Origin of the sequence: Commensalibacter sp. A3DC, assembly GCF_047307945.1 — a bacterium.
GTDB classification, from domain to species: domain Bacteria; phylum Pseudomonadota; class Alphaproteobacteria; order Acetobacterales; family Acetobacteraceae; genus Commensalibacter; species Commensalibacter melissae.
Genome location: NZ_JAXOQA010000017.1, coordinates 19,915 through 32,293, shown reverse-complemented (window position 1 = coordinate 32,293; position 12,379 = coordinate 19,915). Strand labels below are relative to the sequence as shown.

The window sequence follows — 12,379 nt, the reverse complement described above, 5'->3', positions numbered from 1 at the left end:
TTCGTAAACACGTTGTTTTCCGTGAAGCAAAAATTAAGTAATTAATCTTAAATTAATTTATGGATCAAAAAGAAACTTTGACTATTGATTTAGTCAGGGTTTTTTTATTCAGATTTGTTTCAATAAATCAATAATCTTTTATATTAATAAAGATGTTCATTTGTTTTATAAGGAATAATAATTTCTTCCTGGTTTGAATAACTTAACATAACCCGTGTTCGCTCATCTAAAAGGTCTGCATCAAGGGCATTTTCTTTTAATCCTTTTACTCTTCTTTCCCAGGCCGCTTGTTCGGAAATTGCATCTTGCTGACTTTGCTGTGCTCTTATCATCTGTTCCTGTTGAATATGATAACTTTTTAGGCCATGATCCCCATCAAAGGTATTTTTTACAAAATATGCTGTCAGTAACAAGAAGAAAAGGGGAGGAATCGTTGCTTTTACAAATCTTTTGATTGCATGTATGATATGCATTGATTTTCTCCCCGTGTTTATCAATTGAAAAAGAATTACAAGGTTTCTAAAGCTCTAAAGGCGTTACGACCAGCATATTTGGCTGTATTTCCCAAATCTTCCTCAATTCTGATTAATTGATTATATTTTGCCATGCGGTCAGAACGGGAAAGGGAACCGGTTTTAATTTGTCCTGCATTGGTTGCAACAGCCAAATCAGCGATAGTAGCATCTTCAGTTTCACCAGAACGGTGGCTTACAACGGTTGTATAACCATGACGATGTGCCAATTCCATCGCCTTGAAAGTTTCAGATAATGTTCCGATTTGATTGACTTTAACCAACAATGAATTACCTACATGGGCTTTAATTCCCTTTGCAAGTCTTTCAGGATTGGTTACAAATAAATCATCGCCGACCAATTGGATTTTATTTCCCAGTTTTTGTGTTAATTCAGTCCATCCTTCCCAATCATCTTCAGCACATCCATCTTCTGCAGAAATAATCGGGAAACTGTTGCAAAGTTCGGCAATATAATCAACCATCTGACTGGAATTGAAAATTTTCCCTTCACCTGTCATATTATATTTACCGTCCTTGAAAAATTCTGAAGAGGCAAGATCTAGCGCCAGGGAAATCTCCTCACCAGCTTTGTATCCAGCTTTTTCAATAGCTTTTACGATATAGGACAATGCTTCATGTGCTGATTTGAGGTTAGGGGCAAATCCTCCTTCATCACCAACATTCGTGTTTAGTCCCGCTGCTTTAAGGTCTTTTTTCAATGCATTGAAAACTTCAGAACCCATGCGCACAGCTTCAGCAATTGAAGATGCCCCGTGAGGAACAATCATGAATTCTTGAATGTCGATAGGATTGTCGGCATGCTTACCACCATTCAGGATGTTCATCATTGGAACTGGAAGAATATGTGAATATGGAGAACCTATATAACGATATAATGGAAGACCCAATTCCTCTGCTGACGCCTTGGCAGCAGCCATTGAAACACCCAAAAGCGCATTAGCGCCAAGACGTCCTTTATTCGGAGTACCATCGAGTTCGATCATGGTTTGATCAATTTGTAACTGATCCAAGGATTCAAGACCAACGATTGCTTCGAATATTTCGCTATTGACGTTTTTAACAGCTGTTTGAACACCCTTGCCATTATAACGGTTTTTATCATTATCACGAAGTTCAACGGCTTCATGAACGCCGGTAGAAGCGCCGGATGGAACAGCGGCACGTCCAATAACGCCTGTTTCCAGTTCTACATCGACTTCAATTGTTGGGGTTCCGCGACTATCGAGGATTTCCCGAGCATGAATATCAACAATTGTACTCATTATTTAATCCTTACATTTTTATTTTTAATAAGAGTAAAAATTTGTATTTCCAAATCTATTTAACTAGATTGATAACTTAGTAAAATGCCAAGAATATTGGACATTTTGTTAAACATTACCAAGTATAATCAAGAAATGGTCAAATTGCCAGCTATTTACAATATTCAGCTAATTTTAAAAAAATAATTGATCATTATGGAGAAATCTATGAATCGTATTCCCTTTATATTTTTTATTACAGGAATACTGTCGCCTTTACCCTTGTTCTTAATGACAATTTTCATTCTATTTTATCCTGCTTCTGTTTCAATTCAAAAATTGATAATTTCTTTTGTCAGTTATGCGGTAATTCTTTTGTCTTTCACTGGGGGAATAAACTGGATACTTGCAATGCAAAAACCAATTCTCTATTTGCAATCAGAGAGTGAGGAAATAAATAAAAAAAGAATGTTGCTGGCCATATCACCCTGCATTATAGGTGAAATAACAATTGTACTGACAATTTATAAATATGATCTGATCGCAATTTTTCTTTTGATATCAAGTTATATGCTATTATTCTCTTATGAGAAAAAAATTTATCTTTCCAGCGAGTTGCCAGGTGGATATTATTCAATTCGCTGGATATTGACAATCATGATTGAAGTTTGTTTGATAAGCGTTTTTATTGCCCGTCTGATTTAACAATTTGATCAATTTTAATCAAGGTTTTCATTAATGGGGTAACATCTTTTAAATGTAACATGTTTGGTCCATCGCTCGGGGCCTGATCTGGATTCTCATGCGTTTCAATAAACAGACCTGCAACTCCCACAGCAACAGCGGCTCTGGATAAATATGGAACAAATTCTCTCTGACCACCTGATGATCCTCCCATTCCACCGGGTTGCTGAACAGAATGGGTAGCGTCAAATATAACTGGATAACCTGTTTGCGCCATTATAGGCAATCCCCGCATATCGCTAACCAGCGTGTTATATCCAAAAGATGTGCCACGATCGCATAGCAAAATATTTTCATTGCCTGTAGATGATATTTTTTTGGCCACATTTTTCATGTCCCACGGTGCAAGAAACTGACCTTTTTTGACGTTGATAACTTTTCCAGTTTTCGCCGCAGCTATCAACAAATCCGTTTGTCTGCATAAAAAAGCAGGTATTTGTAATATATCTACAACTGATGCCACTTCCGCACATTGTTCTGGTAGATGAATATCAGTCAAAACAGGAATTTTTAACTTTGACTTTACCTCTTCAAGAATGGATAGACCCTTATCCATTCCTGGCCCTCTTTTCGTTTCAATACTGGTGCGATTAGCTTTATCAAAAGAACTTTTATAAACCAGCCCAATATTTAATTCCCGACAAATATTTTTTAAAATACCAGCCGTTTCAAGTGCATGATCTAGAGATTCAATTTGACAAGGACCCGCAATTAATATGAAAGGCAAATTATTTGCAAGTGTCAGGGATTGAACATTGACTGATTTATTCAGAATCATTTTGGAATGGCCTGTTCTGTTGCAGCTTTAATAAAGCTTGAAAAAAGAGGATGAGGTGAAAATGGCTTGGATTTGAGTTCGGGATGATACTGTACTGCAATAAACCAGGGATGGTCGGTATATTCTACGATTTCTGGCAAAACACCATCCGGAGAAAGTCCTGAAAATCTAAGGCCGGTTTTTTCAAGTTGATCTTTGTAATGAATGTTAACTTCATAACGATGACGATGCCGTTCTTGAATCTTGACATCTCCATAGATTTCGGCAACTTTTGAATTTGGGGTCAAAACAGCTTGATAAGATCCCAAACGCATTGTGCCTCCCATATTATTTCCTGAATATCGATGTTTGACCTGATCAGCATCAATCCATTCAGTTAAAATACCAATAAGAGGTTCATCCGTTGGTCCAAATTCAGAAGAGGAAGCATTTGTAAGATTTGCCAGATTACGGGCACATTCAATAACCGCCATTTGCATTCCAAAGCAAATACCAAGGAAAGGGATATTATGCTCCCTTGCATATTGTATGGCCTTGATTTTGCCTTCGCTGCCACGTTCACCAAATCCACCCGGAACCAGAATGGCATTTGCATTTTTAAAAAATCCGGAAAGATTATCCATTGTTTCAAGTTTTTGGGCTTCAATCCATTGAAAGTTGACTTTAACCTTATTGGCAATTCCACCGTGAATTAACGCTTCAATGAGGGATTTGTAACTATCGAGCAAGGCAGTATATTTACCCACGATTGCAACATTAACCTCTGAACGAGGATGACGAATGGCATCGACAATTTCCTGCCATTTGCTCAAATCAGGTTCAGTTTGATATGGTAAATTGAAATGTTTCAACACTTCCGTATCAAGTCCTTCTTGATGATAGGCAATTGGACAGTCATAAATAGTGTCAACGTTTAAGGCGGGGACGACAGCTTCAGGTTTTACATTACAAAAATTCGCAATTTTTTGTCGTTCATTTTTGGGAATAGGGCGATCGCAACGACATAATAAAATTTGGGGTTGTATTCCAACATTCTGCAATTCTTTGACAGAATGCTGGGTAGGTTTTGTCTTAAGCTCACCCGCAGAAGCAATCCATGGTACAAGAGTGAGATGAATGAATAATGTATGATCTGTTCCGAGTTCATTTTTTAATTGTCGTATGGCTTCAAGAAAAGGCAGACTTTCAATATCACCGACTGTTCCCCCAATTTCAACCAACATGAAATCCACATCTCCAGAATTGTTCAGGATAACGGACTTGATTGCATTAGTAATATGGGGAATTACCTGAACGGTTGCGCCAAGATAGTCTCCACGTCTTTCGCGCATGATTACATCAGAATAAATACGACCGGTCGTTGCATTATCATTTTTAGTTGCATTGACTCCTGTAAAACGTTCGTAATGACCTAAATCCAGGTCGGTTTCAGCTCCATCATCCGTAACAAACACTTCCCCATGTTGGTAAGGGCTCATGGTTCCCGGATCCACATTCAAATAGGGATCAAGTTTTCTCAGTCGGACAGAATAACCACGAGATTGCAATAAACTTGCCAAAGCGGCAGAGGCAATGCCTTTGCCTAATGAGGATACAACACCACCAGTAATGAATATATATCGTGTCATGCAGCTTTCTTTACACGGAGTAGCTTTTATAAGAGTTGAAGTAATTAAGGGAAAAACTATTTTTGGGGAATGTTTTTTCCATTGGGCACTGGTTGTGCAAGTATATCATTTGTTTTGGTCGAAGCCCCTTTGTTCATAACAGCCATTGTAATGCATAAGATCATAAAAATGGCTGCAAGAATCGCTGTAGTGCGAGTCAAAAGATTGGTTGTTCCTCGACCGGTCATAAATGCCCCCATGCCTTGACTGGTTCCAATACCTAATCCTCCACCTTCACTTCTTTGAATTAAAACAATTCCGATCAGTGCAAAGGTTACGATTATATGCAAAATTAATAGAGCAGTCATCATGGTGTATATATACTTTCACAATCGATAGGGATAATAAAGATTAAGACCTAATAAATTCTTGAGCTATGTCAATTAATTTTATGAAATCATCAGGAACAATGCTGACACCTCCAACTAGAACACCGCCCAGTTCAGGAGTGGCATAAATATCCCTAACATTACCAGGTTTTACAGAACCCCCATATAATATAGATATTTTTTTACCATTTTCTCCATATTGAGCAACAAGTTTTTTGCGAATGAATTGAATCATTTCAGAAATCTGATCATTATTGGCAGTTAATCCGGTACCAATGGCCCAAATAGGTTCATAAGCGACTAACCCATTAAAATTTTGAGGTAGGGAAGCTTTTAACTGTGCCTCTACAATTTTTTCTTGTTGGTTTGTTTCTCGCTCTTGTTTGGTTTCACCGATACATACAACAGGTAATAGCCCTTTGTTTTGTGCTGCGATTGTTTTTTTTAAAACCAGTTGATTACTCTCCTGATGATCTTTTCTCCGTTCAGAATGACCCAAAACAACGTATTTCACTCCAATATCCTGTAACATGGCAGGGGAAATATCACCCGTATGTGCACCTTTATCTTCAAAATGGCAATCCTGAGCACCAAGTCCAAAAGGGCTGCTTTCGATCATTTCTTTAACAAGTTGTAACTGGGTGAACGGTGGGCACACGACTGTCTTTGCAAAATTCTGATGATTTGTTGCATAGGTAAGCAAAGTTGAAACAATATGTTTTGCCTCTTGGGTTAATCCGTTCATTTTCCAATTACCAATAATAATCGGGCTGCTCATTTTAATATACTCCTTTGAATAAGGTAATGTTTGATAATCAGGATAGATAAGATATAAAGCTTATAGTATATAATGTGGATATGTTATGAAAGGATGTTTTTTAAAGCTGTTTATGAATAATATTTTCAAATGTTTTTGTGGATCAGTTTGGTCTTATCAATTATAGAATGATTCATTATCAATTAAAATAACGCGGTTGGGTTATATCACATGTTATCTCGGTTAAGGCATTTATTTATTGATTCCTGGTTTGGGCGAATTCTCGTCGCACTCATATTTATTGTATTTGTTGGATGGGGCGTCAGTGACATATTCATGAATGTCTGGAACAATGGCCTTAATGGTGATCCTAATGTTGTTGCCAAGGTTGGTGATAGAAAAATTTCTGTAATGGAATTGGATAACCTTTCCCAAAAGCAAATATACCAAGAGGCTATGAAAGAGGGATATTCGGATATTTTCCAAATTCCACCCATAGTTAAAAATATGACAATTAATCAAACGTTGCAGCAGCTGATTTTGCAAAATATTTTGATTAATAACGCTCATTCATTGGGGCTTAATGTTCCTGATACGGTGATTAGAGATACAATCTGGAATATGCCTGAATATCAAACAGATGGAAAATTTGATCGTGAGAAATTCAATTTGCAGTTAAAAGCGGCAAATATATCCGAAAAATATTTTCTTTCCATGGTTCGGGATCAAATATCCATTCAAAACATGATTGATCCAATTGTATCGGGGGTTAAAGTTTCTGATAGTTTTGTGCAGCCCTATTATCAATTTTTGAATCAGACGCGAAAATTATCCTTTGTTTCAGTGCCATATAGTCATTTTCATTCAGGAGAAACGCCAAAGGAAGAAATATTGAAGCGTTATTATGACAATCACTTATGGGAATTTAAAATCCCTGAATATAGAAGGGTAAAAATTGTCATTCTATCGCCTGATACAATAGCCAAAAGTCTGGAGATTGATGATAAAAGTTTACATCAAGCCTATGAATACAAGAAAAAGCAATTTGTTCATTCTGAAGCCAGAAGTTTTCAAGTCTTGACTTTTAACCAGCAAAGTCAGGCGCAGACAGCATCTGTATATTGGCGTCATCAAAACAACTGGGAAAAAATACAGGAGTATGCGCATAATAATCAAGGAACGGCTTTGGAAATGACAGGTCTAGAAAAAACGGCAATTCCTCTGCCCGAACTGGGTAATGAGGTTTTCAATGCAAATCCTGAAACAGTGACAGAACCATTCAAAACAACTTTAGGTTGGTCGGTAGTTAAAGTAACCCGGATACTACCTTCCAAAATTGTTAGTTTTGAACAGGCCAAATCACAATTGAAAGCTGAAATTGCAAATGAACAAGCCAAACAGGAATTGGGAAGTCGTGTTTCCAAATTACAGAACATTTTGGCAGAAGGAAGTAGTCTTGATAAAATTACATCTGATATAGGTGCTGATGCAGTGGAAGGAACAATTAATGAACAGGGATTGACCCTTAATGGAGAACAGGCACCTATACCCGCAAGTGGAAAATTCAGACAGAATATGTTGACCAAAATTTTCTCAACTGCCAAAAATACCTATCCTTCTGTGATGGATGGCGGAAATAATTCATATTATGCATTTTTAATTGAGGATATATTGCCTGCTCATGAGGAATCTTATGATAAAGCAAAAAACAAGGTTATAAAAGCCTGGCAAAATGCAGATATTTATCATCAGGCAAATATTGCCGCTACAGACATATATAAAGCTGTTTTTGTTCAGAAAAAGAAACTTGAAGAAGTAAAGTCAGGTTTTCCCTTACAGTTAAGTCAGGGATTTACTAGACAAAAGCCAGCCCAGAATCTATCGCCAGTATTGCAGAATGCAGCTTTTTCAATGAAACTTGGTGATGTCACTATGATTGAATCAAATGATGGTTTTGTGGTGGCAAGTTTGAATTTGATTGAAACACCGCAATCGAAAAATGATCAGGACAATTACCAAATTTTGAAAGATAAATTAGCTCAGTCTTTACAAAACGATATTGAGGCTAGTTATGCAATATCATTAGAACAATCAAGTAAACCCACAATCAATAAAAAAGCGCTTGATGCGTTAATTGATCAGCTGAGCCATTAACTCAAAAGGGATTAAGATTTCGTGTTGAATGAAGATTTTCAGATTAATCAACAAAAAACAGTAATATATTCAATTAAATCAGCTGATTTACTGACCCCTGTTGCTGCGTTTTTAAGATTATCCGAATTGGTTGGAAAGAATCTGACCAATATTTTTTTGCTGGAAAGCGTGCAAGGAGGAATAAACAAAGCACGTTATTCCATTATCGGTTTATTTCCCGATTTGATATGGAAATCTATAGATGGAATTGCCTATATTAATCGAAATCCATCAGACAATGCGGAAAATTACATTAAGGAAAATAAAAAGCCTCTGGAATCTCTGCGTGCATTGATTTCTGAAAGCCAATTAGAAATTGATATGGATATTCCACCCATGGTTGGTGGGATCTTTGGATATTTGGGATATGATATGGTCAGACAGATGGAAGATCTGCCCAATCCTCCGGTCAATGATCTTCATTTGCCTGAAGGAATCATGATCAGACCTTCTGTTTTTGCAATTTTTGATGCTGTTAAGGACGAACTGATTTTGGCGGCACCTCTAAGGGATACGTCAGACAAAACAGAATTTCAGGCAAAAAAAAACTTGCAAAAAATTCAAGAAGCATTGGCTGAGCCTTTTCCTTTAGAACAAAAAACTTCGAATATCAATCCATTAACATTACCAAAACCGCAATCAACATTAACCAAAGATCAGTTTAGGGATATTGTTCAAAATATCAAAAAATATATTTATGATGGTGATGTCTTTCAGGTTGTCCCCAGTCAACGCTTTTCTGTTCCTTTTGCTTTATCACCAGTATCATTATATCGTGCGTTAAGACGAATCAATCCGGCACCTTTCTTGTTTTGTCTTCAACTTGAAAATTTTGCCCTGGTTGGCTCGTCACCTGAGATTCTTGTCAGGTTGAGAGGTGGAAAAGTAACGGTTCGCCCCTTGGCGGGCACTCGTCCAAGAGGTAAAAGTTATGAAGAAGACCTCAAGTTAGAAAAAGAATTGTTGGCTGATAAAAAAGAATTGGCCGAACATCTTATGCTGATTGATTTGGGTCGGAATGATGTTGGGCGTGTCAGTGAAATTGGAAGTGTAAAAGTAACAGAAAAATTTGTTATTGAACGATTTAGCCATGTAATGCATATTTCATCAAATGTTGAAGGGAAATTGCGTAAAGGGCTAACCGCTCTGGATGCTTTGATTGCCGGTTTTCCAGCTGGAACATTGACGGGAGCACCCAAAATAAGAGCGATGGAAATTCTTGATGAGGTAGAACCAACACGCAGAACAACCTATGCAGGATGTATTGGCTATTTTGGAGCGGATGGAAGTATGGATACCTGTATAGGATTGCGAACAGCTCTCATTAAAGATCAGCATATGTATGTTCAAGCAGGGTGTGGGGTGGTTGCTGACAGCGATCCGGAAGCGGAATACCAAGAGACAAAACATAAGGCAAAAGCATTATTTCGTGCCGCTGAAGAGGCTTGGCGTTATACGTTTACCAACAAGAATTTTTCTAAAAAAGCAAATTAATCATATGCTTTAATCAAATTTTTGGAATTCGAAGAAATCATGATTTTACTTATCGATAATTATGACAGTTTTACATATAATCTCGTCCAATATCTTGGTGATTTGGGATGTGACTGTCAGGTTTACAGAAATGATTCAATCTCTGTAAGTGAAGCCATATCATTAAAACCCGAGGCAATTGTTATCTCACCTGGCCCTTGTACACCTTCTGATGCAGGGATATGTTGTGAATTGATTAAAAGTGCTGCATCAAAAATCCCCATTTTGGGTGTTTGTCTTGGACATCAGGCTATTGGGCAGGCATTTGGAGCCAAAATTATCAAGACAAATCCCATGCATGGAAAAATTTCTAAAATCAAACATGATGGAAAAGGAATATTTAAGAATTTGCACAATCCCCTAAAGGTAACTCGTTATCATTCTTTAATTATTGAAACGGAAAGTCTCCCTGATGATTTTAATTTAACGGCATTCACCGACGATAATATTTTAATGGCTTTGCAACATAAAAGATTTCCTTTATATGGTGTGCAATTTCATCCAGAAAGCATTGCTTCTGAACAAGGTCATGATTTATTGAAAAACTTCCTTTTTTTATCAAATGAATGGAATGAAAAAAAGTCATTGAAAAACAGGATTTAACTTTGTCTTTTACACATATTTTACAACAAGCCTTACAAGGACAAAAGTTTTCTACGGAAAAGTCCTATGAAATTTTCGAGCATATATTTTCTGGTAATGTCCCAAACGCTCAAATAGCGGCTTTTTTAATAATATTACGAATGCGGGGTGAAACGGTTGAAGAGCTTTTAGGGGCTGTTCAATCAATGCGTCAACGCATGCTGTCCATAAAACTGATTGATGATGAAACAATTGATGTATGTGGAACAGGCGGAGATGGACGTAGCACTTTGAATATTTCTACTGCTGTCAGTTTTGTTCTGGCCGCTCTTGGAATACCGGTTGCCAAACATGGAAATCGGGCACAGTCATCCAAAAGTGGTGGTGTTGATGTACTATCTGCTCTGGGTATTATGCCAGAGGATGATTTTGAAGTTATTGAAAATAATTTGCGTGATAATAAATTGGCTTTTTTATCGGCCTTTATTCATCATCCGGCTCTTAAAGAAATTAATATTGTACGTAAAGAACTTGGAATTCGGACTATATTTAATTTACTGGGTCCTTTATCCAATCCGGCAAATGTTTCATATCAAATGATTGGGGTATATCATGAAAAATGGTTGTATCCTCTAATCAAGGTCTTGCAAAAACTGGGTTCAAAACGGGTATGGGCTGTTCATGGGTTTATTGATCCCAATAAATCCGAACACGGTGTTGATGAAATTACGTTGGCAGGACCATCAACGATACTGGCCCTGGAAAATAACAGGATTGTACCGGTTGATTTAACATTATCCACTATGGAAGCGGCCGGTCTGAGACATACCCCACTTACAGAGATACAGGGTGGAACACCTTCCGAAAATGCGAAGGCATTGCTGGATCTTCTTTATGGTGAAAAAGGTGCCTATCGTGATACAGTCTTGATAAATACCGCTATTGCGCTACATATTGTAAAAGGTTATTCTTTGATAAATTCACATGGTGAAATTGATCCTTGTATCTTGAAGAGACTTATAAACCAAGCGTCTGAAGCGATCGATAGCGGTAAGGCTTTATCAGTTCTTCGGGCCATACAAAATGAAAACCATTTTTAATTAGACAATATCATGAATGACGAAGAAAAATCCAATTCCGTTTTGAATGCCATTTTGCAATCTGAAAATCATCCTTCTGATGTATTGGAGCGAATTTGTGCAAGAACAAGGGCCGAAGTTGCAAAAAGGGCGGAAATAAAATCCTTCAAGGATATTATTCGAGAAGCAAAAAATAAAAATACGCCAACTCGCGGTTTTGCTAAAATAATAAAAGACCAGGTGGCAAAAAAACAGATTGGATTAATTGCTGAATGTAAAAAAGCGTCTCCATCTGCAGGAATTATTCGTCCTGACTATGATCCGGCGATGATCGCGGTTCAATATGAAAATGCAGGAGCTTGTTGTTTATCCGTTTTAACAGAAAATGCATATTTTCATGGAAATAATGAGGATCTCAAAATTGCAAGAGATGCTTGTTCCCTTCCTGTTCTACGTAAAGATTTTATTCTTGAACCTTATCAAGTTTACGAAAGTCGCGTGATTGAAGCAGATTGTATCTTATTGATCATGGCCGCACTAAAAGATAAGGAAGCGGCCGCCTTACTGGAATTGGCTACATGTTTGGAGCTGGATGTGCTTGTAGAAGTACATGACAGGGAAGAATTGAACAGGGCGCTGGCATTGGATGTTTCTCTTATTGGCATCAATAATAGAAATTTGAAAACCCTGAAAACGGATATATCGATAACTCAACATCTTGCTCCATTGGTTCCTCCTGACCGTATTATTGTTTCAGAAAGTGGATTAAAAACGTTTGAGGATATTCAGGCTGTCCAGAAAGTTGGAGCTGGTGCAGTATTGGTGGGTGAAAGCCTATTATCACAAAAAAATGCAGGGGCAGCGGCCAGAAATCTATTAGGAATTAAATAAAATTGTTTTATGTTGTTTTGCGTATCTGTTTTTTTACAATCGGGAATAT

Annotated in this window: 12 protein-coding genes; 6 read left to right on the top strand and 6 right to left on the bottom strand. The window is 37.3% G+C overall.

What is annotated here, in order from left to right; translation table 11 throughout:
- Positions 1-143: 143 nt before the first annotated feature.
- Together U0839_RS03460 and eno are read right to left on the bottom strand one after the other, a co-directional pair.
- On the bottom strand, positions 144-473 hold the full coding sequence (locus tag U0839_RS03460; protein ID WP_110438031.1) for an FtsB family cell division protein: 330 nt from the start codon (positions 471-473) through the stop codon (positions 144-146).
- A 35-nt stretch (positions 474-508) separates the two neighbouring features.
- Positions 509-1,798, bottom strand: a complete 1,290-nt coding sequence (gene eno / locus U0839_RS03455; RefSeq protein ID WP_155565487.1) for a phosphopyruvate hydratase — start codon at positions 1,796-1,798, stop codon at positions 509-511.
- Between the two features lie 207 nt (positions 1,799-2,005).
- Between eno and U0839_RS03450 the strand changes: the two genes are divergently transcribed.
- Positions 2,006-2,482 carry a DUF3429 domain-containing protein gene (locus U0839_RS03450; RefSeq protein WP_196424853.1) on the top strand — a complete coding sequence of 159 codons (477 nt, stop codon included), beginning with the start codon at positions 2,006-2,008 and terminating at the stop codon, positions 2,480-2,482.
- Here the strand turns inward: U0839_RS03450 and kdsA are convergent.
- From kdsA to tpiA, 4 genes are read right to left on the bottom strand one after another with little or no spacing between them, the layout of a single operon-like run.
- Positions 2,463-3,299 carry a 3-deoxy-8-phosphooctulonate synthase gene (gene kdsA, locus U0839_RS03445; RefSeq protein WP_155565485.1) on the bottom strand — a complete coding sequence of 279 codons (837 nt, stop codon included), beginning with the start codon at positions 3,297-3,299 and terminating at the stop codon, positions 2,463-2,465. The two genes, U0839_RS03450 and kdsA, sit on opposite strands and share 20 nt — an antisense overlap.
- Positions 3,296-4,927 (bottom strand): CTP synthase, encoded by a 1,632-nt coding sequence (locus tag U0839_RS03440; protein ID WP_155565484.1) that lies wholly within the window; start codon positions 4,925-4,927, stop codon positions 3,296-3,298. Before U0839_RS03440 ends, kdsA begins: the two co-directional genes overlap by 4 nt.
- Positions 4,928-4,983: 56 nt before the next feature.
- Positions 4,984-5,277 carry a preprotein translocase subunit SecG gene (gene secG / locus U0839_RS03435; protein WP_155565483.1) on the bottom strand — a complete coding sequence of 98 codons (294 nt, stop codon included), beginning with the start codon at positions 5,275-5,277 and terminating at the stop codon, positions 4,984-4,986.
- A gap of 40 nt (positions 5,278-5,317) precedes the next feature.
- Positions 5,318-6,073 (bottom strand): triose-phosphate isomerase, encoded by a 756-nt coding sequence (gene tpiA, locus U0839_RS03430; RefSeq protein WP_155565482.1) that lies wholly within the window; start codon positions 6,071-6,073, stop codon positions 5,318-5,320.
- Between the two features lie 210 nt (positions 6,074-6,283).
- Between tpiA and U0839_RS03425 the strand changes: the two genes are divergently transcribed.
- Genes U0839_RS03425 through trpC form a run of 5 tightly spaced genes read left to right on the top strand, consistent with a single transcriptional unit; the run spans position 6,284 to position 12,330 of the window.
- Positions 6,284-8,206, top strand: a complete 1,923-nt coding sequence (locus U0839_RS03425; RefSeq protein ID WP_413550081.1) for a peptidylprolyl isomerase — start codon at positions 6,284-6,286, stop codon at positions 8,204-8,206.
- A 21-nt stretch (positions 8,207-8,227) separates the two neighbouring features.
- Positions 8,228-9,739: an anthranilate synthase component I gene (gene trpE, locus U0839_RS03420; RefSeq protein ID WP_110438023.1), complete on the top strand. Its 1,512-nt coding sequence runs from the start codon at positions 8,228-8,230 to the stop codon at positions 9,737-9,739.
- A gap of 39 nt (positions 9,740-9,778) precedes the next feature.
- Complete coding sequence (locus tag U0839_RS03415) at positions 9,779-10,381, top strand: anthranilate synthase component II (RefSeq protein ID WP_155565480.1); 603 nt, start codon at positions 9,779-9,781, stop codon at positions 10,379-10,381.
- A gap of 2 nt (positions 10,382-10,383) precedes the next feature.
- The gene (gene trpD, locus U0839_RS03410) at positions 10,384-11,460 is read left to right on the top strand and encodes an anthranilate phosphoribosyltransferase (RefSeq protein WP_155565479.1); all 1,077 of its coding nucleotides are present in this window, start codon (positions 10,384-10,386) and stop codon (positions 11,458-11,460) included.
- Positions 11,461-11,472: 12 nt separating this feature from the next.
- Complete coding sequence (gene trpC, locus U0839_RS03405) at positions 11,473-12,330, top strand: indole-3-glycerol phosphate synthase TrpC (protein WP_122123602.1); 858 nt, start codon at positions 11,473-11,475, stop codon at positions 12,328-12,330.
- Positions 12,331-12,379 lie beyond the last annotated feature (49 nt).

Coding starts and splice junctions, on each gene's coding strand:
- U0839_RS03460 (WP_110438031.1), bottom strand. CDS start 473: ATGCATATCATACATGCAATCAAAAGATTTGTAAAAGCAACGATTCCT.
- eno (WP_155565487.1), bottom strand. CDS start 1,798: ATGAGTACAATTGTTGATATTCATGCTCGGGAAATCCTCGATAGTCGC.
- U0839_RS03450 (WP_196424853.1), top strand. CDS start 2,006: ATGAATCGTATTCCCTTTATATTTTTTATTACAGGAATACTGTCGCCT.
- kdsA (WP_155565485.1), bottom strand. CDS start 3,299: ATGATTCTGAATAAATCAGTCAATGTTCAATCCCTGACACTTGCAAAT.
- U0839_RS03440 (WP_155565484.1), bottom strand. CDS start 4,927: ATGACACGATATATATTCATTACTGGTGGTGTTGTATCCTCATTAGGC.
- secG (WP_155565483.1), bottom strand. CDS start 5,277: ATGATGACTGCTCTATTAATTTTGCATATAATCGTAACCTTTGCACTG.
- tpiA (WP_155565482.1), bottom strand. CDS start 6,073: ATGAGCAGCCCGATTATTATTGGTAATTGGAAAATGAACGGATTAACC.
- U0839_RS03425 (WP_413550081.1), top strand. CDS start 6,284: ATGTTATCTCGGTTAAGGCATTTATTTATTGATTCCTGGTTTGGGCGA.
- U0839_RS03415 (WP_155565480.1), top strand. CDS start 9,779: ATGATTTTACTTATCGATAATTATGACAGTTTTACATATAATCTCGTC.
- trpC (WP_122123602.1), top strand. CDS start 11,473: ATGAATGACGAAGAAAAATCCAATTCCGTTTTGAATGCCATTTTGCAA.